At 68.1% G+C, this 26,674-nt stretch carries 23 protein-coding genes and 2 tRNA genes; 9 read left to right on the top strand and 16 right to left on the bottom strand.

Annotation, left to right across the window (positions count from 1 at the left end):
• Positions 1 to 481 (top strand): VldE C-terminal domain-containing protein (locus AWC16_RS13440; protein ID WP_234812264.1); only part of this gene is annotated, 481 nt, incomplete at its 5' end.
• A gap of 29 nt (positions 482 to 510) precedes the next feature.
• Here the strand turns inward: AWC16_RS13440 and AWC16_RS13445 are convergent.
• Positions 511 to 1,740 carry a L,D-transpeptidase gene (locus AWC16_RS13445; RefSeq protein ID WP_085265259.1) on the bottom strand — a complete coding sequence of 410 codons (1,230 nt, stop codon included), beginning with the start codon at positions 1,738 to 1,740 and terminating at the stop codon, positions 511 to 513.
• Between the two features lie 157 nt (positions 1,741 to 1,897).
• Here AWC16_RS13445 and AWC16_RS13450 point away from each other — a divergent pair.
• Positions 1,898 to 1,970 (top strand) — tRNA-Lys (locus AWC16_RS13450).
• A gap of 501 nt (positions 1,971 to 2,471) precedes the next feature.
• Entirely contained in the window at positions 2,472 to 3,473 is a 1,002-nt protein-coding gene (locus tag AWC16_RS13455) for a hypothetical protein (RefSeq protein WP_085265260.1), read from the top strand.
• 103 nt (positions 3,474 to 3,576) lie between these two features.
• Here the strand turns inward: AWC16_RS13455 and AWC16_RS13460 are convergent, their stop codons facing one another.
• Positions 3,577 to 3,804: a DUF3618 domain-containing protein gene (locus AWC16_RS13460; protein WP_085265261.1), complete on the bottom strand. Its 228-nt coding sequence runs from the start codon at positions 3,802 to 3,804 to the stop codon at positions 3,577 to 3,579.
• 92 nt (positions 3,805 to 3,896) lie between these two features.
• Between AWC16_RS13460 and bcp the strand changes: the two genes are divergently transcribed.
• Positions 3,897 to 4,370 carry a thioredoxin-dependent thiol peroxidase gene (gene bcp, locus AWC16_RS13465; protein WP_085265299.1) on the top strand — a complete coding sequence of 158 codons (474 nt, stop codon included), beginning with the start codon at positions 3,897 to 3,899 and terminating at the stop codon, positions 4,368 to 4,370.
• Here the strand turns inward: bcp and AWC16_RS13470 are convergent.
• The 4 genes from AWC16_RS13470 to AWC16_RS13485 all read right to left on the bottom strand — a co-directional run bounded on the left by AWC16_RS13470 (position 4,367) and on the right by AWC16_RS13485 (position 16,607).
• The gene (locus AWC16_RS13470; RefSeq protein WP_085265262.1) at positions 4,367 to 5,728 is read right to left on the bottom strand and encodes a dipeptidase; all 1,362 of its coding nucleotides are present in this window, start codon (positions 5,726 to 5,728) and stop codon (positions 4,367 to 4,369) included. The two genes, bcp and AWC16_RS13470, sit on opposite strands and share 4 nt — an antisense overlap.
• 82 nt (positions 5,729 to 5,810) lie before the next feature.
• Positions 5,811 to 6,200 carry a holo-ACP synthase AcpS gene (gene acpS, locus AWC16_RS13475; RefSeq protein ID WP_085265263.1) on the bottom strand — a complete coding sequence of 130 codons (390 nt, stop codon included), beginning with the start codon at positions 6,198 to 6,200 and terminating at the stop codon, positions 5,811 to 5,813.
• An 11-nt stretch (positions 6,201 to 6,211) separates the two neighbouring features.
• Positions 6,212 to 15,454, bottom strand: coding sequence for a type I polyketide synthase (locus tag AWC16_RS13480; RefSeq protein ID WP_085265264.1), 9,243 nt, complete (start codon positions 15,452 to 15,454; stop codon positions 6,212 to 6,214).
• Between the two features lie 430 nt (positions 15,455 to 15,884).
• Entirely contained in the window at positions 15,885 to 16,607 is a 723-nt protein-coding gene (locus AWC16_RS13485; protein WP_085265265.1) for a DUF1906 domain-containing protein, read from the bottom strand.
• Between the two features lie 107 nt (positions 16,608 to 16,714).
• On the opposite strand from AWC16_RS13485, the gene AWC16_RS13490 reads away from it, so the two are divergent.
• On the top strand, positions 16,715 to 17,986 hold the full coding sequence (locus AWC16_RS13490; RefSeq protein WP_085265266.1) for an MFS transporter: 1,272 nt from the start codon (positions 16,715 to 16,717) through the stop codon (positions 17,984 to 17,986).
• Here AWC16_RS13490 and AWC16_RS13495 read toward each other — a convergent pair.
• Positions 17,975 to 18,349 (bottom strand): DUF732 domain-containing protein, encoded by a 375-nt coding sequence (locus AWC16_RS13495; protein WP_085265267.1) that lies wholly within the window; start codon positions 18,347 to 18,349, stop codon positions 17,975 to 17,977. The two genes, AWC16_RS13490 and AWC16_RS13495, sit on opposite strands and share 12 nt — an antisense overlap.
• 189 nt (positions 18,350 to 18,538) lie before the next feature.
• Positions 18,539 to 18,626 (bottom strand) — tRNA-Leu (locus tag AWC16_RS13500).
• A 407-nt stretch (positions 18,627 to 19,033) separates the two neighbouring features.
• Between AWC16_RS13500 and AWC16_RS25145 the strand changes: the two genes are divergently transcribed.
• The 3 genes from AWC16_RS25145 to AWC16_RS13515 are packed head-to-tail and all read left to right on the top strand — an operon-like array spanning position 19,034 to position 20,185.
• Positions 19,034 to 19,438 (top strand): LAGLIDADG family homing endonuclease, encoded by a 405-nt coding sequence (locus AWC16_RS25145; protein ID WP_234812265.1) that lies wholly within the window; start codon positions 19,034 to 19,036, stop codon positions 19,436 to 19,438.
• Positions 19,439 to 19,472: 34 nt separating this feature from the next.
• Positions 19,473 to 19,847, top strand: a complete 375-nt coding sequence (locus AWC16_RS13510; RefSeq protein ID WP_085265268.1) for a hypothetical protein — start codon at positions 19,473 to 19,475, stop codon at positions 19,845 to 19,847.
• Positions 19,844 to 20,185 carry a DUF3817 domain-containing protein gene (locus AWC16_RS13515; protein WP_085265269.1) on the top strand — a complete coding sequence of 114 codons (342 nt, stop codon included), beginning with the start codon at positions 19,844 to 19,846 and terminating at the stop codon, positions 20,183 to 20,185. The genes AWC16_RS13510 and AWC16_RS13515 overlap by 4 nt, the downstream gene beginning before the upstream one ends.
• 13 nt (positions 20,186 to 20,198) lie before the next feature.
• Here AWC16_RS13515 and rdgB read toward each other — a convergent pair whose 3' ends face one another.
• The 4 genes from rdgB to AWC16_RS13535 form a co-directional block, all read right to left on the bottom strand.
• A complete protein-coding gene (rdgB, locus tag AWC16_RS13520; protein WP_207572320.1) occupies positions 20,199 to 20,819 on the bottom strand; it encodes an RdgB/HAM1 family non-canonical purine NTP pyrophosphatase in 621 nt (206 codons plus the stop codon).
• Entirely contained in the window at positions 20,816 to 21,595 is a 780-nt protein-coding gene (rph, locus tag AWC16_RS13525; RefSeq protein ID WP_085265271.1) for a ribonuclease PH, read from the bottom strand. Before rph ends, rdgB begins: the two co-directional genes overlap by 4 nt.
• Positions 21,596 to 21,663: 68 nt before the next feature.
• Complete coding sequence (locus tag AWC16_RS13530) at positions 21,664 to 22,053, bottom strand: nitroreductase family deazaflavin-dependent oxidoreductase (RefSeq protein ID WP_085265272.1); 390 nt, start codon at positions 22,051 to 22,053, stop codon at positions 21,664 to 21,666.
• A gap of 3 nt (positions 22,054 to 22,056) precedes the next feature.
• Positions 22,057 to 22,581 (bottom strand): methyltransferase family protein, encoded by a 525-nt coding sequence (locus AWC16_RS13535; protein ID WP_085265273.1) that lies wholly within the window; start codon positions 22,579 to 22,581, stop codon positions 22,057 to 22,059.
• A 90-nt stretch (positions 22,582 to 22,671) separates the two neighbouring features.
• Between AWC16_RS13535 and AWC16_RS13540 the strand changes: the two genes are divergently transcribed.
• The gene (locus AWC16_RS13540) at positions 22,672 to 23,268 is read left to right on the top strand and encodes a TetR/AcrR family transcriptional regulator (RefSeq protein WP_085265274.1); all 597 of its coding nucleotides are present in this window, start codon (positions 22,672 to 22,674) and stop codon (positions 23,266 to 23,268) included.
• 21 nt (positions 23,269 to 23,289) lie between these two features.
• Here the strand turns inward: AWC16_RS13540 and AWC16_RS13545 are convergent, their stop codons facing one another.
• The 4 genes from AWC16_RS13545 to AWC16_RS13560 form a co-directional block, all read right to left on the bottom strand.
• Complete coding sequence (locus AWC16_RS13545; protein WP_085265275.1) at positions 23,290 to 24,066, bottom strand: cyclic nucleotide-degrading phosphodiesterase; 777 nt, start codon at positions 24,064 to 24,066, stop codon at positions 23,290 to 23,292.
• 78 nt (positions 24,067 to 24,144) lie between these two features.
• On the bottom strand, positions 24,145 to 24,951 hold the full coding sequence (gene murI, locus AWC16_RS13550; RefSeq protein WP_085265276.1) for a glutamate racemase: 807 nt from the start codon (positions 24,949 to 24,951) through the stop codon (positions 24,145 to 24,147).
• The gene (locus tag AWC16_RS13555) at positions 24,948 to 25,595 is read right to left on the bottom strand and encodes a rhomboid family intramembrane serine protease (RefSeq protein ID WP_085265301.1); all 648 of its coding nucleotides are present in this window, start codon (positions 25,593 to 25,595) and stop codon (positions 24,948 to 24,950) included. The genes murI and AWC16_RS13555 overlap by 4 nt, the downstream gene beginning before the upstream one ends.
• Positions 25,596 to 25,602: 7 nt before the next feature.
• A complete protein-coding gene (locus tag AWC16_RS13560; RefSeq protein WP_085265277.1) occupies positions 25,603 to 26,673 on the bottom strand; it encodes a P1 family peptidase in 1,071 nt (356 codons plus the stop codon).
• Between the last annotated feature and the right edge of the window lies 1 nt (position 26,674).

Below are 26,674 nucleotides of genomic sequence, written 5' to 3' on the forward strand. Positions count from 1 at the left end.
ATGCCATTTCGCGCTCCTCCCGCCCCCGCCGGAGGACTGGGGGGCGCCCGCACCCGACCTGGCGACCAACTGGTCTATGCCGGCGCCGCATGCGCTGCCGCCGGGCGTCGTCAACGAACGCGGCATGCAGGTGAAGACCATCCTGGTCGCGCGCAGCATCAGTGAGGTGTTCCCGCAGATTCACAACATGATCGGCGTGCGCCCCGACGGCCAGCGCTGGCATCCGTCCGGCCTGGCGATCGATGTGATGATCCCCAACCCCGGCAGCCCGGAGGGCATCGCCTTGGGTGACCAGATCGTGGCGTACGTGCGGCAGAACGCCGATCGGTTCGCCATGCAGGACGCCATCTGGCGCGGCACCTACTACACGCCGGCCGGACCCAGCGGCCGCGGCAACGGCCACTACGACCACGTGCACATCACCACGTTCGGCGGGGGTTACCCCAGCGGCAACGAGGAGTACATCCGCGAGGACGGCTGACCGCCTTCGCCTGAAAGCCGCCTACGGCGTCAGCGCACCGGCTCTCTGGCGTTGCCGGCCTGCCACTGCGACCACGGGATGTTCCAGTCGCCGAGGCCTTCGTTGCCGGGCAGTGGCGGCCCGATCGTGTTGCTGATCTCCACCACGTCGCCGCGCTTGACGTGGTCGTAGAACCACAGCGCGTTGCTGGGGCTGACGTTGATGCAGCCGTGGCTGGCGTTGGCGTATCCCTGGACGCCCACCGACCACGGCGCCGAGTGCACGAAGATGCCGCTGTAAGAGATCTGCGTGGCCCAGTCGACGTCGGTGCGATACCCGTTGGGCGAGTTGACCGGCACCCCGTACGTCGACGAGTCCATGACGATGTGCGGGAACCGCTCGCCAACGATGTACGTGCCATTGTTGGTCGGGGTGCTGTCCTTGCCCATCGAGACCGGCATGGTCTTGACCACCTCGCCGTTGACGCGCACCACCATCGACTTCGTGTTGTCGTCCACGGTGGCGATGACCTCGTCACCGATGACGAAGTGACTGGCGGCGTTGTCCTGCCCGTAGACCCCGTTGCCCAGGTCCACCCCGTAGGTGTTCACCGCCACGTCGACATTGGTGCCCGGCTTCCAGAAATCCCTTGGCCGCCAACGCACGTCGCGATTGTTCAACCAGTAGAACGCGCCGACCACCGGGGGGTCGGTGGTGATCTTGATCGCCTTCTCGGCCGCCACCCGGTCGGCGATGTTCTCGTCGAACTTGATCGTCACCGGCTGACCCACGCCGACGACCTCGCCGTCGCGCGGCACGACGTAGGGCATGGTCAGGTTCTGCGGTGAATGGGTCTGAAACGTCATCTGCCGACTGGTCACGCCGCCGAGTCCGAGAGACTTCGCGTTGAGCGTGTAGCGCTTGTTGTAGCCGAGCTGCTCAGTGGTGGACCAGGTCAGCCCGTCGGGGCTGAGCTTGCCGTCGACCACCGCGCCGTATTCGTTGACCATGGTGACCGAATCCAGCACGCCGTCTTCTGCGGTCACCCGCACCGGCGCGTCCACCGCCACACCGACGGACTTGTCGGTCACCGAAGCGGTGAGTTTGGGGATCAGCAGGTCGGCGAACGGAGTGCCCTTGTCCGTGATGATCTTGGCCGCTTCCGCGTCGGCGTTACCGCCGCAGGCGCTGAGCCCCAGCACCGCGACCGGCACCATGAGCAATGCCGCCACCCGGGTTCTGAACCCCGGGCAGCGGTACGTCGAACCAACCTGACCCATGCCTTTTCCCACCTGACCGTGCCCAAACTGCTCGCAGGGCAGTCTAGTGGGTAATCGAGCAGACCGCTGTGCCGTGCGACCGCCCGCGCACGCAGCAGCTGATTTCGCCTCGTGGTGCAGCGCCTGTTATTGTCTGGGTCGCGGTCTTGACCGCTTAGCGCCGTTAGCTCAGTTGGTAGAGCAGCTGACTCTTAATCAGCGGGTCCGGGGTTCGAAACCCTGACGGCGCACAGCTCAGAGGATGTTTCCCTCTCCTCTGCCTCCGAATCCGACATATTCGTCGACGTCAAACGCGCTCCATATCCCCGGGCCGGCGGCGATTGTGGCCATCATCCTGTGAGACATCGGCATCCCCGCCTGTGTCCATCCTCACATCCTTCTCAGACGCTCCAACTGGACCCTGAACGGCGACTGCGTTCGCCAGCCACCTCCTTTCACATCTGCACCGGGAACCGCGAAAAATGCAGTTTCGAGCCAGCAAGTAGCGCATTTCGGGGCCGGGACGTGTTCCGACGCAGGCCATGATGGCTCGCAACATCGTTTGCCAGGTGCCCTGAACGAGCCCCAGCCACAGAGCGCGCGGCGGCAGACGCCTGGCGTTACCTAATGTTCATCTAAGTTTGCGTGACCTATGTTAGGTTTGCCTATGATAACCGCTATTCTCTGACTCGCAGGGTTCTGTTCCCTAACCCTGGGGTGCAGTACAGCAAATGACTACAAAGGAGCTACCTGTGGAACTCGTCTCACATCCCGATCCGACCACGCTCGCCAGCGGACGTGCGACCCGGATCGCGGCCGCCGGGATCGCCTTGGCGGGAGCGGGCATGATCGCCGTCAACCCGATTGCCCCGGCCCTGCAGGACTTCCGGCACCAAGACGTGCAGCTGGTCTCGTGGGAGTCACTGATCGAGCGGACCAATGAGAATCTGGCCGCGCTGACGGAAAACTCCAACGTCAACACGCTGCTGGAGCAGTACGCCAGCAACCAGAGCGACTACCTCCAGCTGATCATCGGAATGGAGGACGTCCCGCTGGACCACCGGGAGGGCATGTCCCCGCGCTTCGTCACCTCCGGCTTCGCCGGCATCAACGAGGCGCTCGACAAGATGATCAACGGGGCCGACGGGACCGTGGGCGGCGACCACGACAGGTACCCGGGTCTGGAACAGCTGATGAGTCAGATCTCCGAAGCCCTCCAGAACGGGAACGCCTTCGAGGCCTTCAACCACTTCAACATCTGGCTGCTGTACGGCCTGGAGGACATCGGCAAGGCCTTGGGTCCGGTGCTGTCCATCCCCGCGCTGGAGGCGATGAACCAGTCCAGCCTGCTGAACGAGTTCATCGGCCCCCTCGACGGTTGGACGCTCATCAAGCAGGCCAGCGATGCGCTGATGGCGCCGACAATCGGTGCCCTGTACCAGCTGACTCAGAGCCTCACCGCTGCATCCGGCGGCGACTTCGAGGCGCTGTTCAACCTGCCTGCTGACCTGCTGAACAGCTATCTCAACGGGTACGTCGTGCCCGAGACCGGTGACGTCTTCACAGGTCTGCTCACCGAAGGTGGCATCTACGACCTGCTGACGAACGAGTGGGCGGCGCGGGCGGCCGAGGCGCTGACGGTCGGCACCGCGCATCTGCCGGTCAACGTCGCTGAGTCTGCGGACGCCGGAGCTGACCTGTGGGGTGGGGACTTCCTGTCGAGCCTGTTCGACGGCAGTCTCTGGGGCGCCTGACAGTCACAGCGCACGACGGCCGGGAGGGACTTGGACCCTCCCGGCCGTTGCGCGTTTAGCACTATGCCGCGCAGGCGAGGCACCGCCGCCCCGCGGCGCGAGCTCAGCGGTTGCGGACTCTGCGTATCGCCAGGACGACGAGCAGGCCCCCGACACCGGCCAACGAGGCAATCACGGCGGGTTGCTTGACGATCTCCACTGCCCGGGCCTTGGCACGGTCGGCCAGGTGACGAGGGTTGGCCCGGTCCGCGAGAATGTCGACCGTCGACGCCAGCTGCTCGCGGGCCTTGTCGATGTCCTTCTTGATCGTGTCGGGATCGCGTTCCGCCACTGTCGTCCTCCCTGTCCGATGCTGCCCCTGCCGAACTACCCTAGAGCAGCCGGAGTCGGCCTCACGCTCCGGCGAGCAGAAAGGGGCAGTTGTTGACCGAGACCGCACGCCTGGCGCCCGGCGATAAGGCGCCCGCGTTCAGCCTTCCCGACGCAGACGGCAACATCGTGTCGCTGGCCGACTACCGGGGACGACGGGTCGTCGTCTACTTCTATCCCGCGGCATCCACCCCCGGCTGCACCAAGCAGGCCTGCGACTTCCGCGACAACCTGCGTGACTTCAACGGCGCGGGCCTGGACGTCGTCGGCATCTCCCCGGACAAACCGGCCAAGTTGGCCAAGTTCCGCGACGCCGAGGGGTTGACGTTCCCCCTGTTGTCCGACCCCGACCGCGCGGTGTTGGCTGCCTGGGGCGCCTACGGCGAGAAGAAGATGTACGGCAAGACCGTGCAAGGCGTCATCCGTTCGACGTTCGTCGTCGACGAGCAGGGCAAGATCGCCGAGGCCCAGTACAACGTGCGTGCCACCGGGCATGTCGCGAAACTGCGGCGGGATCTGGACATCTAGTCACGCTTCGCGCCCGCGAGATCGGTCGCGATCTCGCGTAGGGAGTCCAGCAACAGCGCTTCGGCGGTGGCGGCACGTTCCAGCACACCCAGGTGCAGGCTCTCATTGATGCTGTGCGCCTGGGTCCCCGGATCTTCCACGCCGGTGACCAGGATGGTTGCCTGGGGATAGGCGGCGGCGAACTCCGCGATGAACGGGATCGATCCACCCATGCCCATATCAATCGGCGGAACGCCCCACGCCTGCGTGAACGCGGCCCTGGCAGCGTCGTACACCGGCCCGGCGGCATTTATCGCGTAGGGCTGGCCCACATCGCCGGGGGTGACGGTCACCTGCGCACCCCACGGGGCATGTCGCTGTAGGTGTGCGGTCAGGGCGTCCAGGTGGGCGGCGGCGTCGCCACCGGGAGCCACCCGCAGGCTGATCTTGGCGCGTGCCCGTGGAATCAGCGTGTTCGACGATGCCGCAATGCTGGTGGTGTCGATACCGATGACGGTGATGGCCGGCTTGGCCCACATCCGCTGCGGCACCGACCCGGAGCCGATCTCGGTCACCCCGTCCAGCAGGCCGGTGTCGGCGCGCACTCGTTCCGGCGGGTAATCGACTGGTGCCGCGGTGCTTTCATGAAGGCCGGCGACCGCGACGTTGCCGTCGTCATCATGCAAACCGGCCAGCAGTCGCACCAGCGCGCTCAGCGCATCAGGCACCACTCCGCCCCACAATCCCGAGTGCAGACCGTGGTCCAGGGTGGCGACTTCCACCACGCAGTCGGCCAGCCCGCGCAGTGACACCGTCAGCGAGGGGATGTCGGTGCTCCAGTTGTCGGAGTCGGCGATCACGATCACATCAGCGCTCAGCGCGTCCCGGTGCGCAGCGAGCAGCGCCCCCAGCGACGGCGATCCGGACTCCTCCTCGCCTTCGACGAAGACCGTCACCCCGACCGGTGGATGGCCGCCGTGTGCCCGGAATGCCGCCAGATGCGTTGCGATACCGGCCTTGTCGTCGGCGGTGCCGCGGCCGTAGAGGCGCCCGTCGCGTTCGGTCGGCTCGAACGGCGGCGACGCCCACTGACCGGCGTCGCCTTCGGGCTGCACGTCGTGGTGGGCATAGAGCAGCACGGTCGGCGCGCCTTCAGGTGCCGGATAGTGTGCGATGACGGCCGGTGCACCCCCCTCAGCGACAATGCGTACCTCGGGAAAACCGGCCTGGCTCAGCAGATCTGCGGTCAGTTGCGCGCTGCGGTGTACCTCGGGCCGCCGCGCGGGATCCGCCCACACCGACTCGATGCGCACCAGGTCCTCCAGGTCGGCACGCACCGACGGCAGAACCTCGCGGACTCGCTGCACCAGATCGCTCATGGGTCACCCTTTCGCGCGAGCGTGCATAGAATGCCAGCTTTGGGCGGCGTGTCGTGTGCAAACACGCACGCTCGCGGGAACGTTAGGCCTCGAGGATGGCGACAGCTGCAGCGGTGTCGGCCTCGTGGGTCAACGACACGTGGATCGTCACATCCGCCAGGTGGCGGGCGATCTCACCCGACAGCCGCACCTTCGGGCGCCCCCACATGTCGGTGACCACCTCGATGTCGCGGTGAATCGCCTCCGGCAGCACCGGTTTCTGGGCGAACCGCGACCCCGACCACGCCTTGATCACCGCCTCCTTGGCCGCCCACCGGGCCGCCAGGTGCCGCGCCGCCGACGAACTCTTGTCGGAGGCGTCCCGGCGCTCGCCGGGGGTGAACGTCTCGGCGAACACGGTCCCCGGCTGGTCGACCTGCGCGGCGAAGTCGGGGATCGAAACAAGGTCGATCCCGACACCAACGATGCCCATAACCCGCGAGGCTATCCGATGTAGACGTCGCCGTCGCCGAGCCGTGCCGCCGGGTTGAGCAGCATGGCCGACTCCTGACGCTTCTCCGGGGAGTCGTGGTCGAATCGCCGGTCCGCGGGGCGCTCGTACATCGGCGTACCGCCGGCGATCGCCGAGGCCAGCCGGCGCTGACCGGCCAGCACACGCTCGGACGCCTGCTGCAGGTAGGCCTCACGCTGGCTCGGGTCCAGAGCGGCCAGGAACGCCTGCGGGTGCACCAGGGCGACCAGACCGGACACGTGGCCGAATCCGAGGCTGGTGACCAGCCCGGCCTTGAGCGGGAACTTCTCCCCCAACTCCAGGGTCTCCCGCACCCACACGAAGTGCCCCGCGGTCGCCAGCTCGTCGTCGACGCAGTCCAGGCTGCGGTTGGGCGGGATGACCCCGTCCCGCAGTACCTGGCACAGCCCCATCAGCTGGAAGACCGCCGCGCCGCCCTTGGCGTGCCCGGTGAGGCTCTTCTGGCTGATCACGAACAGCGGCGCGCCATCGGAGCGGCCCAGCGAGTCGGCCAGCCGCTCGTGCAGCTCGGTCTCGTTGGGGTCGTTCGCCAGCGTCGAGGTGTCGTGCTTGGAGACCACCGCGATGTCGTCGGCGCCTACGCCCAGTTTGGCCAGCGAGCGGGCCAGCATCGAGTCCTTGCCGCCCCGCCCGGCGCCCAGGGCACCCAGGCCCGGAGCCGGGATGGAGGTGTGCACGCCGTCGGCGAAGCTCTGCGCGTAAGCGACCACCGCCAGTACCGGCAGACCCATCTTGGCCGCCAGGTCACCGCGGGCCAGCAGGATGGTGCCGCCGCCCTGGGCCTCGACGAAGCCCAGGCGGCGCCGGTCGTTGGCCCGGGAGAACTTCGAGTCGCTGATGCCCCTAGCGCGCATCATCTCGGTGTCGGCGGTGGCGGCCATGTCACCGAAGCCGATGATGGCTTCCAGGGTCAGGTCGTCGTAGCCGCCGGTGACCACCAGCTCGGCCTTGCCCAGCCGAATCTTGTCGACACCCTCCTCGACCGAGACCGCCGCGGTGGCACAGGCGGCCACCGGGTGGATCATCGCGCCGTAGGACCCGACGTAGCTCTGAACCACGTGCGCGGCAACGACGTTCGGCAGAACCTCCTGCAGGATGTCGTTGGGCTTGGACCGCCCGAGCAGGTTGCCGTGGTACATGGTCTGCATCGAGGTCATGCCGCCCATGCCGGTGCCCTGGGTGCTGGCCACCAGCGACGGGTGCACCCAGCGCATCAGCTCGGTCGGGGTGAAGCCGGCGGACAGGAACGCGTCGACGGTCGCGACGATGTTCCACAGCGCCACCCGGTCGATGGAGGTGGCCATGTCCTGGCTGATCCCCCACACCGTCGGGTCGAACCCGGTCGGGATCTGGGCACCCACGGTGCGCGACAGCTTGCTCTTGCGCGGCACCCGGATCTCGGTGCCCGCTTTGCGGATCACCTGCCAGTCGGAAGAGTCCGGCACCGGGCGCACCACGGTGTGCTCCGGGTCGAACTCCACGAACGCCCGCGCGTCGGCCTCGCTGGACACCACGAACGAGAAGTCCTTGTCCAGGAACACACTGACCAGCAGCGGCGAGGCGTGGTCGGGGTCGATCGCGCCGTCATCAACAAATTCGCGAACTCCCACTCTTTCCACCACGGCGTCGTGGTAGCGCTCCACCAGCTCGGCCTCGTCGACCAGCTCACCGGTCGCGGTGTCGTACCAGCCCGGGGTCGGGTCGTCCTCCCACTTGACCATTCCGGTGGTCCAGGCCAGCTCCAGCACCCCGGCGGCCGACAGCTCGCCGGAGACCTCCATCTCGAAACGGGTGCGCGAGGAGCCCAGCGGGCCGAGTTCGGCGCCGCCGACGATGACCACCAGATCGGCCGGGTCGACGTCAAGGTCGTCCCAGGCCGGCGGGGGCGCCGGGGTGTAGCCGCGGGGCGGGCTCGGCAGCGCCGCAATGGTGTTCGCGGCGTCCTCGGAGTCCTCATCAGCTGACGCCTCGGCCGTCATCTCCTCGCGGGCCTTCGCGGCCAGCTCGGCCATGTCCAGGTTCGCCTCGGCCAGTCCGCCGGTCAGGTCGGCTTCGATCGGCGCGTTGGCCGCGGCCACCTTGGACTCGACGTTGCAGAGGTCCAGCAGCATGGCCGCCATCTGCTCGGTCGAGTAGGTGGTGACCCCGGCCTCCTCGACCGCGTCGACGATGACGTCGTTGTGGCCCATCAGTCCGGTGCCGCGGGTCCAGCCGATCAGCGCGTGCGCGAGGCTGACCCGCGACGCCCACGACGTCTCGGCCTTCCAGCGCGCCACCACCGCATCCAGCGAGGCCTTGGCCTCGCCGTAGGCGCCGTCACCGCCGAACATGCCGCGGTTGGGCGAGCCGGGCAGCACCACGTGCAGCCGCGAGGCGATGTCGCGTTCGGCGCCGATCTTCGACAGGCCGCCGATCAGCCGCTGCACCGCCCACAGCAGCACCTTCATCTCCATCTCGGCGCGTGAACCGGCCTCCGAGAGGTCGCCGGCCACCCGCGGTGCCGCGAACGGGAACAGCAGCGTCGGGGTCTGCGCGTCCTTGAGGTGAATCGACTGCGGCCCAAGGCTTTCGCTCTGCTCGTTACCGACCCACTCAACCAGTGCGTCGATGTCGGCGTAGGAAGCCATGTTGGCCGGTACCACCCACAGCGCCGCACCGAACCGGGCGTGGTCGCGGTAGAGGTTGCGGTAGAAGCCCAGCCTGTCGTCGTCGAGCCGGGAGGTGGTCGCGATGACGGTCGCACCGCCGTCGAGCAACTGCCCGACCACCGACGCGGCGATCGAGCCCTTGGACGCGCCGGTCACCACCGCCACCTCGTCGCTGTAGCGGCCCCGGCCCGGGTTTTCCGCGCCGGCGGCGATCCGGGCGAACAGCGAGGCGTGAATCTGCCGGCCGGAGGCCAGCGCCCGGCCCTGCCACCAGGTCGCCTGGGTGGCCACGACGTGGCCGGCGCCCTCGAAGCGCTCGGCGAGCCGCGGCCAGTCGGCGTCGATGTCACCCTCGTCGGTCAGCCACAGCCGGACCAGGTCCTCGCGGGCACTTGCCCAGCGGTCGTCGAACAGCACCGCCTTGCGCCCGTCGAACGCCGGCGCCACCAATCGTGGCCAGTCCGAACCCAGTTCGGCGGTCACCAAGTCGATCAGCTCGCCGTCGGTGGCGCCCGCCGGGGCACTCACCGCGTCGTCGAACCCGAGCTGACCCAGCACCAGCCGGGCCGCTGAGGCGAGCACGCCGTCGCGGCCGGTGATCTGTGCGGTGAACTCACCCAGCGCGGCGGCATCCACCGTCGCACCGCCGCCACCGCCCGCCGACGGCAGGCTCACCGCGACACCGTGACGCGCAGCGACCGCACCCACGGCAGCGTCGATGGCCTTGTCGACGGCGGCGCCGTCGGCCAGCGCGCCCTCATGCAGCCCGCCCAGGGGACCGCCCCGGACACTGCTGCCCTCGCGGGTGCCCAACGCCACCTCGACGGTGACGTGCTTGGCCCAGCCGTCGCCGAGTTCCCAGGTCTTCTTCACCCGCTCGGCGATGGCGCCGGGCCGCTTGCCCGACGGCCCGAGGATGGTGCGGAGCTGGTCGTTGATCGCGTCGCTCAGCACCGGGCCATACGGCTTGTAGGTGCGCGCCAGCTTGGTCACCTGCGACTTCAGCCCGGACAGGTCGGCCTCGGCGGCGCCGTCGATGGCACCCAGGTTCAGCTCCGAGCCCAGGTCCACCAGCAGCTGGTTGCGTCGTGACGACGCCCCGTCGGTGATGGACTCGATGGAGTCCAGCGCCTCGATCTGGTCGATGCGCATCTTGGCGCTCAGCGCGATCAGCGCCAGGGTGGCGTCGGCGGCGTCGAACGCGATGTCGTCGGGACGCGGAGCACCCGACGGAGCTGAGGCGCCAGCCGAAGCGACGGCGGGGGCGACATCAGGCTCAGTCCGCCCTTCCGGCGCGTCAGCGTCGGAATCCTCCGCGACCGGCTCATCTTCCGGCTCCGGGTCTTCATCGGTGGCGAACAGCACCGCGGCGTCGCGCTCGGCGTTGAGCACCTCGACGGTGCTGTGGGCGTACTCGGGCAGCTTCAGGGTGTTGGTGGCCAGCCCGGCGACGGTCGGGGCGGACTTCACCCCGATCTCGACGAACCGCTCAACGCCCAGGCCGCCGGCGGCCTGCTCGATGAACAGCAGGTCCTGCGTCTCGATCCAGCGCACCGGGCTGGCGAACTGCCAGGCCAGCAACTCGATGACGATCTTGCGGCACAACTCGCGCGGCTTCTCGCTACGCCAGGTGTCGTAGTCGGCCAGGATCTCGTCGAGCGGCTCGGCCGGAACCAGGTCGCGGATCTCCTGGATGAACTCACGGTCCAGGCTGAACGGCTTGGGCACCAGGTTCGGAATGTAGCGGCCGACGATCAGCTCGGGGTCCTTGTCCCGCGGCATCACCCGTTCCAGCGAGCGCCGGAAGTCATCCACGCCGATACGCAGCACCTCGGAGTGGAACGGCACGTCGATGCCGGGCACCAGGATGAACGACCGCTTGCCTCCGGTGATCTCGCGGCGCCGCTCCACCTCCTCCTCCAGGGCCTCCAGACCGGCGACCGTGCCGGCGATCGCATACTGCGAGCCGCGCAGGTTGAAGTTCACGATCTGCAGGAATTCCCCGGTGCGCTCGGCGATCTCAGCGACGAACGCGGTGACGTCGGCGTCGTCGAGGTCGATCTGCGACGGCCGGATGGCCGCCAGCCGGTAGTTCGAGCGCCCCATGGCATCGCGCGGCACGATGTCGTGCATCTTCGAGCCGCGGTGGAACACCACCTCGAGCAGCCCCTCCAGTTCGTACACGCCGCTGACACATGCCAGCGCGGTGTACTCACCCACGGAGTGACCGCAGGCGATCGCACCCTCGACGAACGCGCCCTGCTCGCGCATCTCAGCGACCTGCGCGGCCGCGACGGTGGCCATCGCCACCTGGGTGAACTGCGTCAGGTACAGCACGCCCTCGGGGTGCTGGTAGTGCACGCCGGAGGCGATCAGGCTGGTCGGGTTGTCGCGCACCACGTGCAGCACCGAGAAGCCCAGGGTTTCGCGGGTGAACTTGTCCGCGGAGTCCCACACCTTGCGGGCGGCCTTGGACCGGGCGCGGACCTCCATACCCATGCCCTTGTGCTGAATGCCCTGGCCGGGGAAGGCGTATACGGTCTTGGGTGCGGTCAGCCGTGCGGTCGCCGACATGACGAGATCCGAACCGATCCGCGCGCTGACCTCCAGAACCTCTGCGCCCAGGTCGATTCCGACCCGGTCGACTCGGAAGTCGACCTCGTCGCCGGGCTTGACCATGCCCAGGAAGCGTGCGGTCCAGCCGACCAGGCGGGCCGGCGGGCGGGCCTGCCCGTCGGTGGCGGTCACCACGTGCTGGGCCGCGGCTGAGAGCCACATGCCGTGCACGATGGGAGATTCCAGGCCGGCCAGCAGCGCGGCGGCCCGGTCGGTGTGGATCGGGTTGTGGTCTCCGGAGACCACCGCGAACGGCCGCATGTCGACCGGTGCGGTGACTGTGACGTCGCGCCGGCGGCGGCGCGGGGTGTCGGTGGCGTTGTCGGAGACCGCGCCGCCCGCCCGGACCGGGTCGGTCAATTCCGCGGCGCCGGTGCGTCCACGGATCGCGAACCGCTCCTCGAGGGTGGCCAGCACCGTTCCGTCGGCCGCCGACACGGTGACCGAGACCGGGACAACGCGGCCGACCTCGGTGTCGGTGGCCGCCGAAGCCGTTGCGGTGACGGTCAATTCAGCCGGCTCCGCGGGCAGCGGGGCCAGCAGGTGCGCCGCGTGGTCCAGGTGCACCAGCGACAGCAGTCCCTCGACCACCGGGAATCCGGTATCGGTGGTGGCCGAGCCGATGGCGGCGAACACCGCGGGCCAGCACCGGCCGACCAAGGCGTCGGGCACGGTGGACAGTCCCGGCGCCAGCGGCGCACCGAAGGTGGCGGTCACCCCGGTGTGGTCGGCGACCTGCTCGGGGTTCCATCCCACCGTCACGGTGGCCGCGCCGTTGGTCACCGGCGGCAGGGCGTCCGGGCCGTCCACGCCGGCGGCGATGGCCAGCACCGCGCGCATGGCGGCGGCGGCGTCTTCGGTGGAGACCAGCGGGGTGGCGCCGTCGACGACGGACGAGGGCACCGTGAAGCGGATGTTGATCCAGACGCCGGACAGCGGCACGCTGAGCACGACGTTGGAGTCCCCGACGACCTCCAGGCGCGCCCCGGTCGACGGGTGGGTGGCGGTGCGGTTCTCATGCACCTGCCACTCGTCGGAAGCCGCGATCCGGTGCACCGGGTTGGTGGCGGTGCGCCCCGCCCACAGCACGTCCGGGGCGTCGAGCAACACAGCCAGCGCGCCGGTCACGTCGGTGCGGCCCTGACGGCGCGCCGACACCGGGCGCGGCTGTACACCAGCCGCCAGCGCCTGGTCGATGGCGGCCTGCTCGAAGCGGTCCAGCAGTTCGCCGACCGGCTCGTCGACCCGGGTGATGCCCGCGACCGCGGTGATGCCCGGAATGATGCAGACCTGCTCGGCGGTGTAGCGGGCGTCGTGCGCCTGCCACAGCGAGTCGCTGCGCCACCAGCGGCGCACGTCCTTGTCGATCACCGGGACGAAGTTGACCGGCTTGCCCGGCGTCTTGCACAGCTGGGTGAAGAAGGGCGCGTCGGCCGGGTGCAACCGGACCGTCTCAGCCTCGGGGTAGCGGGCCAGCAGCGCGGCGATGGCCTCAGCCGGGCGCTCCAGAATCGCCTGTCCCTCTTCGGAATCGGCGAACAGTGTCTCGATCGGGCCGGATTCGAGCTCGTGCAGCCGGGCTTCGGCGCGCTGCAGCATCGAACCGAACCGCTCCCGCCAGGTGTCGGCCAGCCACGGGCTGTCCGGTGAGGCGGTGTCGGCGGTCGAGTCGCCCGCACCGATCGCCAGCTCCACGTAGCGGCGCAGCCACTGCGCATAGGTCATCTCGGTGACATCACCGAAGTACGGCTTGGCGGTGAGTGCCAGCGCGGCGATGATCTCGTCACGGCGCGCGGCGACGGCGTCGCCGTCACCGGCGACCTCGTCGAGCAGGCGACCGCAGCGCGAGGCCACGTTGTCGATCTCGTGGATGTCGGCACCCAGCTGGCTGCGAGAGGAAGCCATGCCGCCCTGGGCTTTTCCGGCGCCGATCCAGTGATCGGTGCCCTTGGTGTCGACCAGCATCTGCTTGACCGCCGGCGAGGTGGTGGCCTCCTTGGTGGCCATCGCCGCGGTGCCGACCAGGATGCCGTCAACGGGCATGGTCGGGAAGCCGTACTCTTGCGACCACCGGCCCGACAGGTACTCGGCCGCCCGCTCGGGAGTGCCGATGCCGCCACCGACGCAGAGCGTGATGTTGGGCTGCGAACGCAACTCCGAATAGGTCGCCAGCAGCAGGTCGTCGAGGTCCTCCCACGAGTGGTGGCCGCCGGCGCGACCGCCTTCGACGTGTGCGATCACCGGCGTGGTGGGCACCTCGGCGGCGATCCGGATCACCGACCGGATCTGCTCGACAGTGCCGGGCTTGAACACCACATGGCTGATGCCGGCCTCGTTGAGCTCGGCGATCAGCTCGACGGCCTCTTCCAGCTCGGGGATGCCGGCGCTGATCACCAGGCCGTCGAACGGTGCTCCGGACTGACGGGCCTTCTGCACCAACCGCTTTCCGCCGACCTGCAGCTTCCACAGGTAGGGGTCCAGGAACAAGGAGTTGAACTGGACGGTGCGGCCCGGTTCCAGCAGTGCGGTCAGCTCCGCGACCCGGTCGTTGAAGATCTCCTCGGTGACCTGCCCGCCGCCGGCCAGCTCCGACCAGTGCCCGGCGTTGGCGGCCGCGGCGACGATCTTGGCGTCGACGGTGGTCGGCGTCATGCCGGCCAGCAGGATCGGCGACCGGCCGGTCAGCCGGGTGAACTTGGTGTCGAGCTTGACCCGGCCGTCGGGCAGCTGGACCACCGACGGGGCGTAGCTCGTCCAGGGCCGGGCCACCTCCGGCACGGCGCCGATGGTGAACAGGTTGCGCTGCCCGCCGCGAGTGGCCACCGGCACGATCCCGATGCCCAGGCCGCGAATCACCGGGGCGGTCAGCCGGGTCAGGATGTCGCCGGGCCCCAGGTCCAGGATCCAGCGGGCGCCCGCCTCGTGCAGCGTGGTGATCTCTTCCACCCAGTCGACCTGGCCCACCAGGATCGAGTCGGCCAGTTGGCGGGCCAACTCCACGTCGAGGCCCACCTTGGCGGCCCAACCGGCGACGATCTCGACGCCGTCGGAAAGTCGCGGCGAGTGGAACCCGACCTCGACCTGCACCGGCTCGAAGACCGGCGCAAATACCGCACCGCCGCGCAGCTTGTTCTTGCGCTCGGCGGCCTCCTTCTCGGCGATCTGCTCGCAGTACAACTCGAAGCGCGACAGCTGCTCGGGGGTGCCGGTGATGACGACCGAGCGCCGGCCGTTGCGGATGGACAGCACCGGGGGCAGCACGGTGCGCACATCCTGGGCGAACTCCTCCAGCAGTTGATGGATGCGCTCCGGGTCGGCGTTGGTGACCGACACCATGGGCGGGCGGTCACCCAGGATCGAGATGCCGCGGCGCCGGGCCACCAGGGTTCCGGCGGCCCCCACCAGCTGGGCGATCGCCAGCAGCTGCACGTCGGCAGCGCCGCCGGCCTTCAGCGACTCGACGGCCAGGATGCCCTGCGAGTGCCCGGCCGTGGCGACAGGTGGGTTGGCCGACAGATCCAGCCCCTGGCGCTCCAGCGCCCGCATCGCGGCGATCTGGGTGAGCAGCACCCCCGGCACCGACACCGCGGCGGAGGTCAGCTGCTTGGCCGACGGGATCGGGTCCTCGACGGCCAGCGCCCGCACCCACTGCAGCGGTTCGAAGCCGATGGGCCGGACCACGACCAGTTCCTTGGCGATCGGCTCCAGCCGCAGGTCAGCCTCACCGGCCAGCGTGGCCAGTTCGGTCTCGATCCCGGCCGAGGACACCAGCTCTTCGAGCGACTCCAACCAGGCGCTGCCCTGACCGCCGAAGGCGACAGCGTACGGCTCGCCGGCCGTCAGGCGATCCACCAGGGCGGACGAGGCGCTGGCGAACGGACCCGAACCAGCGCCGTCGGCGGACACCCGGTCGTGTTCGTGGATCGTCACGTTATATATCTCCCCTGCTCTGGTTACGTCGCGTCTGTGTCGCCCACCGGGATCACACCGGTCTGGGCCGCGGGCTTTCGCGTCGTCGCGGCCGCGCTACAGCCGTAAGAGTGTCATAAGAACCTGTGCCGTTTCGGCAGCAAATTGGTTACTGGTGAGTTCTACGCTCGGGTAACCCACCTGCGGATATCACGCCGTTCGACGGCGCTCACAAACATCCGGTACAAACGTCCTGCATGCGCGGGGTTACGGTCGAGTAGCCACAACAATGCAGATCAAGGCTGCATTGTTATCTAATCGTTATGTTCGATTTTGGTGGGCCAACAGCCGTCGGCGACGACCACCGCCGCGATGCCGACCGGACACCGCGCTGCCCGCCACCCGGGAGCCAATCGGACCCTGGTTTGCCGGACCGTCCGCCCCGGCCCCGTCAGGCCCACTGGCCGAACTGGGGTTTGAGAATCTCGTTGACGTCCACACCGACGTTGCCGACTTGGCGCCGGTCGATCTCCACCTGGTGCAGATTGGCCGCCGGGTGGGCGACCCCGCCGGGCGAGCCGAAGTTGTGCTGCCAGAAGCAGGAGCCCAGACCGTCCTGTATCGCCCACTCGATGGTCTTGGAGTTGGCGTAGACACCGGTGCGCTGCGGGCCGATCACCGATGCCCAGCCCCGCAGGTAGGGGGCGACCTGCTCCTTGTACTGCTCGTATGACGGGTTGTCGTCGATGGAGGCGTAGATCGGGGCACTGTCTGGGCCGCCGGCCGCGGCGTGCAGCTGCGCGCCACGCTTGGCGTGCTCGACGCCGGCATCGTGGCCGCCCAGCCAGTCGGCGGTCGCCTGTTTGCCGAACTGGTAGCAGGAGACGATCGTCAGGCCGTTCTCGTGCAGGTCGCGCGCCTCGGCCAGCTGAATCGGCTTACCCAGCATCCAGTCCGCGCCGGGTCGGCGGTCCGAGACGTAGCGGATGGCGCCGGCTGCCCCGGCGGCCCGGATCTGGGCGGCGGGCAGGACCCCGGCCGAATAGTCCAGCAGGATGCCCAGCGGCGCCGCGTCGGCGATCGCGGCCAGCCATGCCGACGCCGCGGCACCGAAGCCGACCGCAGCGGGGGCCGTCGCAGCGAGTTTGAGCACGTCACGGCGTGATATCGACATGCGTCACAGCCTAGGACAGACCAGCCAGCGGCGGACCCGTGTGCGACCATGGCTGTGCTCCCAATGCCCCCGACGCCCCGAGAAGTTCCAAGAAGATAGGCCTGAGATTGCGACCCTGGATCGTGTGGGGCACCGGGCTGCTGTCCTATCTGGTGGCCGTGCTGGACCGGACCACTTTCGGGGTATCGGGCCTGGACGCCGCCGAACGTTTTCACGCGGGCCCGGGAATGCTGTCGTCATTCGTGATCTTGCAGCTGATCGTCTACGCCGCCATGCAGATTCCCGCCGGAGTGCTGCTGGACCGCTTCGGGCCCCGGGCGATGATCGCCACCGGTGTCGCCCTGCTCTCCGCGGCCCAGCTGACGCTCTCGCTGACCCATTCGCTGCCCACCGCGGTCGGCGCATACGGCGTCGTCGGCCTGGGTGATGCGTTCGTGTTCATCTCGGTGATCCGCCTGCTGCCCAATTGGTTTGCACCGCAGCGTGTTCCGTTGCTCACCCAGCTGACCGGGATCTGCGGCCAGTTCGGCCAGTTCCTTTCGGCGGTGCCGTTCCTGGCGATTCTGCTGCATGGCGGCTGGACGGCCGCCTACCTCTCGGCGGCGGGCCTGGGTTTGTTCGCGGTCGCACTGACGCTCGCCGTGGTGCGCGACGCGCCGGCAGGGGCGCCGGCCACTGTGCAACCGCGGACGTTTCGCGACGCGTTCGGTGAGGTCAAGACGGTCTGGTCCCGGCCCGGAACCAAGGTGGGCTTCTTCACCCATATGGGTACCCCGTTCTCGATCAGTGTGTTCGCGCTGATGTGGGGTGTGCCGTACCTGACTACCGCACAAGGCCTTTCGCGCGGTGTGGCGGGTGCTGCGCTGACACTGTCGGTGCTGACCTTCGTCGTGGTCGGACTGCTGGTCGGGACCGTCTCGGCGCGTCGACCTCAACACCGGTCGAGGATCGCACTGACGATGATGGCCTTGACCGCCTTGATCTGGACGGTGCTGCTGGCGCTGCCGCACCCTGCGCCGCACTGGTTGCTGGTGGTACTGATCTTGGTGATCTCCTCGGGCCAGCCGGTGTCGATTCTGGCCTTCGATTTCGCCCGAAGCTACAACCCGCCCGCCACGCTGGGCACCGCGCAGGGCATGGTCAACACTGGAGGTTTCATCGCCACGCTGTTGGTCATGCAGGTGATGGGGGTTGTGATCGCGATGGCCGGCGGCTATTCATTTGCGGCATTCCGGCTGGCCTGGACCGTGCAGTACGCCGTGTGGGCGGTGGCCGCGGTGGGTGTGGTGATCAACGCCGGCAAAGCCCGGCACTCGGAGGCTCTCGGTGAAACACACACGCTGGTGTCGCACGCGAGCCCCGACGGTTCAGCCGATTAACGAATACGGATCCGGCAACTGCGGACAATATGCTCGTCGGGCCGCATTGATGATGGCACGCGCTTCGCCGGGCGTCAGCTTCAGATTCGCGGTCACCGAATGCGGCACCACCCGCGGGGACCTGCCCAGCGCCGAGCAGATTATCCGGCCTTCCAGCACTAAGGTTTGGCGGAGCGACGCGCATCTGCCGGAACGGCAGATCTGCTTGTCGTAGTCGGGGCGCAGTCCCTGGTGTTCCAGTTCGTCGAAGAACACCTGGTCCTCATGACTGGGCTGGCCAGCTGCCACGGGCGCGGGTGCAACAGTCACGAAGCCGCAGACCAGTAACGCGCTCAACGCGGTTACGACCAGTCGCTTGATCATCGCGTTGCACCAATCCGGTTGGGACTATGCCTGCAATTCTGGCACCGATGAGCCCCCTGGCGATATGGCGTTACCGGTTCAAAATTCGGTTGCCGGAGCCTACCCCGGATTCGCTCGTCCCACGGCGGGGACGGCAGGGTGTTGTGCCCGGTGCGCCAACAACGGCGCCGACACTCATCGCAAAAAAATTGGTGCGGGCGGAGGGACTCGAACCCTCACGCTCTTTCGAGCAATGGCACCTAAAGCCATCATGTCTGCCTAATTCCATCACGCCCGCCGACGCAGAAATCGTACCCGTCCGGCAGACGGAAAACTCTGTCGGTGTCCCGAACTACGTTGGGATACAACGCGCGGAAAGGCACGATCATGCGATCCACGGAGGAATTCGTCGCTGTACAGCGGCTCATCGCCGCGGGCCTAAACGACTGCGCTATCGCACGACAGACCGCTATTCCGCGGCGCACCGTGTGTCAATGGCGACACGGTCCCAAGACTCGGCGCGCCGCCGCGAGTCACGGCCATGATTTCTCTCGCCTGCCCGCAGCTGCATACTGCTACCTCCTCGGTCTTTACCTCGGCGACGGTTGCATCTCCCAACACGCCCGAGCGTGCCGCCTGAGGATCACCCTCGATGCCAAGTACCCCGGAATAGTCGAGCGGTGCCGCAAGGCGATCGACGCCCTTATGCGAGGGCAACGCGCGGCGACCTATCACCGGTCCGACCATTGCGTCGAGGTTTACCTCTACTCCAAGCACTGGCCCTGCCTCTTCCCCCAGCACGGGCCCGGCAAGAAGCACCACCGACCGATCCGGCTGGAACCGTGGCAGCAAGCCCTCGTCGAGCAGGCCGCCGAGGAATTCATCCGCGGGCTGATCGACAGCGACGGTTGCCGGGTCGTGGCCAATGACCGCGGCGTGCGAAGCGTGCGCTACCACTTCTCCAACCGCTCCGACGACATCCGCGGCCTGTACTGCGCGGCGCTGGACCGCCTAGGAATCCCGTGGACTCAGAACAGCACCTACCAGATCGCCGTTTACCGCAAGGCCGCCACGGCGCGGCTCGACGAGTTCGTCGGCCCGAAGACCTGACGGAACTCCCACCACGGCGCGGTACCGTCAAGGGGTGTCCACTACACGGCGTCGGAGACCAGCACTGGTCGTACTGGTGATCGTCGCCTCCTGCTCCTGCCTGGCGCTGGGCTGGTGGCAGTGGACCCGATTCCAAGAGGTCAACGGCACGTTCCAGAACCTGGGCTACGCGCTGCAATGGCCGCTGTTCGCCTGGTTCTGCGTCTACGCCTACCGCAAATTCGTCCGCTACGAAGAAGCGCCGCCGGAGCCGCATCGAGCCGATACGGTGACCGAGATACCGGACGGGCTGCTGCCCGAGCGCCCTGCGGCCGCCGCCACCCCCACCGACGACCCCGCGCTACGGGAGTACAACGCCTACCTGGCGAAGCTGGCCGACAACGACCCACAGAAGAGGAACACCGTATGACCGAGACACCCGCCCAGGCAGCCCTCGCCGACAAGGTTCGCAGCGCGCTCCTGCCTTACCGGGTGATGGCGTGGGCAACGGGTATCTGGCTGATCGCACTGTGCTACGAGATCGTGGTGCGCTACGTGGTCAAGGTGGACAATCCGCCGACGTGGATCGGCGTGGTGCACGGCTGGGTGTACTTCGCCTATCTGCTGGCCACTTTCAACCTGGCCGTGAAGGTTCGCTGGCCGCTCGGCAAGACGATCGGGGTGCTGTTGGCCGGCACCATCCCCCTGCTGGGCATCATCGTCGAGCATTTCCAGACCCGGAACGTCAAAGCTCAGTTCGGCCTCTGACAGTCACGCCGAGTTACGCCAACGAACGCAGCGCCGGCAGCAGCAACTCCAGCGCCCGGCCGCGGTGCGATTCGGCGTCCTTCTCCGTAGGACTCAGCTGCGCGGCGGTACGGTCGCTGCCCGTCGGGACGAACACCGGGTCGTAGCCGAATCCTCCGTCGCCGTGCGGTTCCCGGGCGATGTAGCCCGCCCACTCGCCGCGCACCACCACCTCGTGGTCGGCTCCGGCGCCCCAGACCAGCGCGCACGCCGACACGAACGCCGCACCGCGGCGGTCGTCGGGAACGTCACGCAACTGGGCCAGCAGCAGGGCGGTGTTGGCCGCGTCGTCGCCGTGGGCACCTGACCAGCGTGCCGACAGCACCCCCGGCATGCCGTTGAGGGCATCGACGGCTAAGCCGGAATCGTCTGCAACACAAGGTAATCCGGTGGCAGCATAGCCGTCACGGGCCTTGGCCAGAGCGTTCTCCTCGAATGTCGCCCCGGTTTCCGGGGCTTCGGGATACGGTGCCACCTCATCCAGCGAGACGAGATGCACACCCGAGACCCCGGCGTGTTCCAGCACCCGGCTCAACTCAGCCAGCTTCTTGCGGTTGCGGCTGGCCACCAACAGCTGAGTCAACGGCGCGGTCAGCTTCCGAACGCCTTCTTCGGCGCCGGCCCCTCCGGCAACACTCCCGGATACGGCAGCGCCAATGCTTCACGTTGCACCACGAACAACTTCTCGCAGGCGCCCAACGCGGCATCCAGCATCTTGTCCAGGGTGGAGCGCGGGAACGTCGCGCCCTCACCGGTGCCCTGGATCTCCACCAGGGTTCCGGTGTCGGTGGCGACGACGTTCATGTCGACCTCGGCGCGCGAGTCCTCCTCGTAGGGCAGGTCGACGCGGACCCGGCCGTCGACCACACCGACGCTGACCGCCGAGATGGCGCACGACAGCGGGCGCGGGTCCGACAGCTTGCCGGCGGCCGACAGGTAGGTGACCGCGTCGGCTAGCGCCACATAGGCACCGGTGATCGCCGCGGTGCGGGTGCCGCCGTCGGCCTGCAGCACGTCACAGTCGATCGCGATGGTGTTCTCCCCCAGTGCAGCCAGGTCGATGCAGGCGCGCAGCGAGCGACCCACCAGCCGACTGATCTCCTGGGTGCGCCCACCGACCCGACCCTTGACCGATTCGCGGTCCGACCGGCTGTGGGTGGCCGCGGGCAACATCGCGTATTCGGCGGTCAGCCAACCGCGACCGGAACCCTTCCGCCAGCGCGGAACGCCCTCGGTGACGCTGGCCGTGCACATGACCCGAGTGTTGCCGAATTCGACCAGCACCGACCCGGCCGGGTTCGAGGTGAATCCGCGGGTGATGACCACCGGACGCAGCTCGTCGTCGAGGCGACCGTCTTCTCGTTTGGACACGCGACCAACCCTAATGGGTACCGATCAGCGAGTCCTGGTTCGGTGACTACTCGATCGGGATGCTGATCTCAGCTGAACGCGGGCTGCGCGGTGAAGTCAATGAAATCTGCGACATCCACGACACCCAGCACGCGGCTCTCCAAACGCCTGACACCCCTGCGGGCTGGGTCGTGCACCACCCTGGGCTCGGTGAGCGTCAGTTCGCGGCTTCGCGTTCGCAACCGACAACCACCGGCGACGAGAACGTTCTTGACCCAGTCCGCGTCGGCTCCGTAGGTCAGCGCCACACGGACGCCGGTCGCTGTCATGAAGACATTGACGGGGGTCTCATACACTCGCCCGGAACGGCGGCCCTGATGCCTGATGACGCCGAATCCCGGTGCCCACGAAGCAATATGGCGGGTGATCCGGTTCAGCCCGACCCGATTCCAGCGGGCAAGCCTTTTCGAGAACGGCATCGTTCACTCCTTCACTGAAGCCGGTACCCACGCGGTCACGCGTGGAATCCAACGCGGCACGTGGCGACGGTAGGTCTCGTACTCGGCGCCGAATCGCTTCACCAGATGGGGTTCTTCCAGGACAGGTATCGCGATGAGGACGGCGGTGCAGAACACGGCGAACCAGGCGAGCAGCCACGGGGACGCCGTGAGCGCAGCTGTACCGAGCTGGAGGCAGAACACCGCGGTCATCATCGGGTTTCGGACATGCCGATAGGGTCCGCGCACCACCAGGTTGACCGGCGACCCCACCGCCAGTGCGCCCTCACCGACACGGTCGAACAGCCAAACCGTCCAGGCCAGAAACGCCAGTCCGATACCGATGAACGCAACACCGATGAGGATCAGCAGCCAGCCGGTCGCGGTACCGCGATCGGGTAGCGCGACTCCGGTGACCGCCAGGATCACCGCCGGGATGAACACCGTCATGGTGGCGGGCGCAATCAGTACCGAGATCAGATGGTTCGCCCACAATGGTCGCTTCGACATGCCCAACCCCTTTCTTCAACATATGTTCAACATCGACCGTAGGCCGTCGGATACCAATACGTCAACAGGTGTTGAAGTAAGCTGCGTGTCGTGACGGAGCCCGGACGTGCCGGTCGTTGGCGCAGCGGACAGCAGAACAAGCAGCGCATCGTCGAGTCCGCGCGCGAGCACTTCATGCGCGACGGCTACGAGCGGGCCACGGTACGACGGATCGCCGCTGACGCCGGGGTGGATGTCGCGATGGTCTACTACTTTTTCGGCAACAAAGAAGGCCTGTTCAACGCTTCGGTCATCGACGTTCCGGAGCATCCACTGCACCAGTTGGCCGCACTCCTCGAAGAGGGGCCGGAAGATGTCGGCGCACGGCTGGTGCGACACTTCTTCCGGAGATCCGACGAAGGCACCCTGTTTGATCCGCTACTGACCGTGTGGCGTTCGGCGGCCATCCAGCCGTTGGCGCGCAAGCTTCTTCACGACACACTGGCCGGCCCGGTCGCAGAGCGCATAGCGGCGACGTACGGAGTGGACAACGCGGAACTGCGCGTCGAGTTCGTCGCGGCACACCTGGTGGGTCTGGCCTTCGCGCGGTACCAGCTCAAGATCGAACCGCTGGCCTCAGCCGGCGTCGAGGATCTGGTGAGATGGATCGGCCCGACCGTGCAGCGCTACCTCGCCGAACCGGACTGACGAATCGGTGTCCGGCCGAGTTCAGGCCCGCCCGATGTCGAACGACTCGTCGCACACCACCGCATGCACCGGACCGTCGAACTCGGCTTTGGCCTCGCCGATCACGTCCTCACGCGAGGTCCAGGGCGGGATGTGGGTCAGCAACAGCTGACCCACGCCGGCGGCTGCGGCGATGCGCCCGGCCTCGGTGCCGGACAGGTGCAGGTTCGGCGGGCGATGGGACTCGTGGGTCCAAGATGCCTCGCACAAGAACGCGTCGGCGTCCCGGGCCAGCTCGATCACCGCGTCGCAGTAGCCGGTGTCACCGCTGTAGACCAGCGTTGTGCCGGAGGGATCGGTGACCCGCATCCCGTACGACTCGGTCGGGTGACATACCAGCCTGGGCTCCACGCTCAGCGTCCCGAACGTGACCGGTTTGCCATCCACCCAGTGGTGGACGTCGAAGATGTCGGTGATGTCGTCGATCTCGCCGCCGTACGGAGAGGAGGCGGCGCCCATCCGCGACCAGGTGTCGCTGGGCCCGTAGAGCAGTCCCTTGTCGAAGGGCTTGGTCGCCACCGACGGGTGGTAGCGGCGCCAGACGAACAGGCCCGGCAGATCCAGGCAATGGTCGGCATGCAGGTGTGACAACAGCACGTGCACCGAACCCGGGTCGACGTGCCGCTGCAGCGCGCCGAGCACGCCTCCCCCGAAGTCGATAACCAGCGGCGGCGAGTCCGGCGCCTGCAGCAGGTATCCCGATGCCGGCGAATCCGGACCCACCACACTGCCGGAGCAGCCCAGTACGGTCAGTCGCACATTGCCTACTGTGCCATGTTCGCCGCGACCATGACGAAAACACCGGCGCTTTGCCCACGATTCGTCATCGAAATGCAGCTAACTCGACGGGGCGTGGTGATGGACGGCTCCGACGCCGGTGATGGCCGGGCCCAGGAACCGGGTGGCCAGTTCGGCAAACGCCTCCGGGTCACCGGTGGCCTCGAACACCCGAGTCGCCGGAGCAGCCTCGTGTGGGCGCAGCAGGTCGCGCTCGGTGAGCACCCGCAGCAGCTCCTTGGCGGTCTCCTCCGCGCTGGACACCAGCGTCACCTGCTCACCCATTGCCAGCTGGATCAACCCCGACAGCAACGGGTAGTGAGTGCAGCCCAGCACCAGGGTGTCGACCCCGGCGCGCTGCAGCGGCTCCAGGTATCCCTCGGCCAGCCCCAGCACCTGGCGGCCACTGGTGATGCCCCGCTCCACGAAGTCGACGAAGCGCGGGCAGGCCACCGCGGTGACCTCGGTGTCTCGGGCGGCGGCGAACGCATCCTGGTAGGCGTGGCTGGTGATGGTCGCCTGCGTCCCGATCACCCCGATGCGGCCGTTGCGGGTGGTGGCCACCGCCCGGCGCACCGCAGGCAGGATCACCTCGACGACAGGCACGTCGTAGCGCTCCCGCGCATCACGCAGGCACGCCGCCGACGCGGTGTTGCAGGCGATCACCAGCGCCTTGATCCCGCGCGCCACCAAGTCGTCGCCGATGGCCAAGGCATGCGCGCGGACCTCCGGGATGGTCAGCGGACCATACGGGCCGTTTCCGGTGTCACCGACGTAGATGATGTCCTCGTCGGGCAGCTGGTCGATGATCGAACGCGCGACGGTCAGCCCGCCGACACCGGAGTCGAAGATTCCGATGGGGCTCACGCGGCTGACCTCCGGCGCCGTTCACGGGCCTTACGTTCCGGGCCCGACAGCAGGTAGGCGGCCAGTACCCCGGCGAGCGCCCCGCACAGGTGGCCCTGCCAGGACACTCCGCCACATACGTTGAGCACCGGCACCGCGCCCCACAGAATTCCGCCGTAGAGAAACAGCACCACCACCCCGACCAGGATCTGCCAGACGCTGCGGATGAACCACCCGAACACCACCAGGAAGGCCAGCCAGCCGAAGATCAGGCCGGAGGCGCCGATGTGGTTGGTCGGCCCGCACGACGACCCGACGTTGCCGATCAGCCAGGTGCCCAATCCTCCGACGATCCACACGATCGCGGTGGCAAGCACAAACCGGGACATACCGAGCAGGGTCAGCAGAAAACCCAGCACCAGCGCGGGACCGGTGTTGGCCAGCAGGTGCCCCCAGTTGGCGTGCAGCAGCGGGGCGAACAGCACCCCCCACAGGCCATCGGTCTCCAGCGGCCGGATGCCGTTACGGTCCAGCCGGTTCCCACCGACCTGGTCCAGAGCCTCGACCAGGTAGAGCAGCGCGACGAACACCAAGATGGTGGTCCCGCCGGTGCGCCAGGTGGGCTTTCCCTCGGGCCGCGGCGCCGTCTCGCCCGGGGGGATCATGCTCACGTCACGACCTTTCCACGTTGTCGGTGGGCCTGGTGGCGAACGCCCCCGGCAACGTGCCCCGGTAGGTCGGTATGCCGGCCACCGGATCGGCCGCCAGCAGTCCCAGCAACACCGCGCGAGCCATACAGTCCGCCGCGGCGGCCCCGACCGCGGTGATCAGACCGGTCTCCGGGGACATCGCCGCGGGCGTTCCCGGCAGCGGCGGCACTTCGACGGCTCCGGTCGCCAGCGCGAACACCGTGTCGCCGTCCACCGGGGTGTGGGAGGGCCGGATGGTGCGGGCCAGCCCGTCCTGCGCGGCGATCGCCACCCGCCGGCACCCGGCCGGGCTGAGCGCGGCGTCGGTGGCCACCACCGCGATGGTGGTGTTGAGCGCCAGCGATTTGGGTTCCAGTCCGGCGAGCACCGTCAGCTCCTCCGACGGCGGCGCCGACATGCCGAATTCCTCGATCAGCAGGGCCGACCACGGCAACCCGGTGGTGGAGTCGATGAGTTCGCCGGTGGGGTTCACCACCACCAGCGCCCCCACCGTGACCCCATGTTCCCCAAGCTCCAGCGTGGTCGATGCGGTGCCCACTCCACCCTTGAAAACCCCGGCACGCGCTCCGGCCCCGGCGCCGACACTGCCCGACGCCGGACGGTCGCCGTGCGGGCCGGCAGCCGCAACGGCGGCCGCGTAGCCGAACTCCGCGGTGGGCCGTCTGTCCCAACCACCGACCGGCAGGTCGAAGATGACCGCGGCCGGAACGATCGGCACCACGCCGCCGTCCAGCTCCACCCCGCGGCCCTGCTCCTCCAGCCAGGTCATCACGCCGTCGGCGGCCGCCAGGCCGTACGCGCTCCCACCGGAAAGCACCACCGCGTCCACCCAACGCACGCTGTTGGCCGGATCAAGCAGGTCGGTCTCCCGGCTGCCCGGTGCGCCGCCGCGGCCGTCGACGGCACCGACTGTCCCCGGTGGCGTCAGCACCACGGTGACCCCGGTGGCCCAACCCGACCCGAGCGTGGCATCCGGATCGATCCGCTCATGGTGGCCCACCCGGATACCGGCGACATCGGTGATCGAACCCATG

Source organism: Mycolicibacter longobardus, from assembly GCF_002102265.1.
Classification (GTDB): Bacteria; Actinomycetota; Actinomycetes; order Mycobacteriales; family Mycobacteriaceae; genus Mycobacterium; species Mycobacterium longobardum.

What these genes read in the sequence shown, in the direction of transcription:
- AWC16_RS13515 (WP_085265269.1), top strand. Translation starts at nt 19,844, where the DNA reads ATGACCGAGACACCCGCCCAGGCAGCCCTCGCCGACAAGGTTCGCAGC.
- AWC16_RS25145 (WP_234812265.1), top strand. Translation starts at nt 19,034, where the DNA reads ATGCGAGGGCAACGCGCGGCGACCTATCACCGGTCCGACCATTGCGTC.
- AWC16_RS13495 (WP_085265267.1), bottom strand. Translation starts at nt 18,349, where the DNA reads ATGATCAAGCGACTGGTCGTAACCGCGTTGAGCGCGTTACTGGTCTGC.
- AWC16_RS13470 (WP_085265262.1), bottom strand. Translation starts at nt 5,728, where the DNA reads ATGAGCGATCTGGTGCAGCGAGTCCGCGAGGTTCTGCCGTCGGTGCGT.
- AWC16_RS13445 (WP_085265259.1), bottom strand. Translation starts at nt 1,740, where the DNA reads ATGGGTCAGGTTGGTTCGACGTACCGCTGCCCGGGGTTCAGAACCCGG.
- AWC16_RS13555 (WP_085265301.1), bottom strand. Translation starts at nt 25,595, where the DNA reads ATGATCCCCCCGGGCGAGACGGCGCCGCGGCCCGAGGGAAAGCCCACC.
- acpS (WP_085265263.1), bottom strand. Translation starts at nt 6,200, where the DNA reads ATGGGCATCGTTGGTGTCGGGATCGACCTTGTTTCGATCCCCGACTTC.
- AWC16_RS13530 (WP_085265272.1), bottom strand. Translation starts at nt 22,053, where the DNA reads ATGCCGTTCTCGAAAAGGCTTGCCCGCTGGAATCGGGTCGGGCTGAAC.
- AWC16_RS13560 (WP_085265277.1), bottom strand. Translation starts at nt 26,673, where the DNA reads ATGGGTTCGATCACCGATGTCGCCGGTATCCGGGTGGGCCACCATGAG.
- AWC16_RS13485 (WP_085265265.1), bottom strand. Translation starts at nt 16,607, where the DNA reads ATGTCGATATCACGCCGTGACGTGCTCAAACTCGCTGCGACGGCCCCC.
- AWC16_RS13535 (WP_085265273.1), bottom strand. Translation starts at nt 22,581, where the DNA reads ATGTCGAAGCGACCATTGTGGGCGAACCATCTGATCTCGGTACTGATT.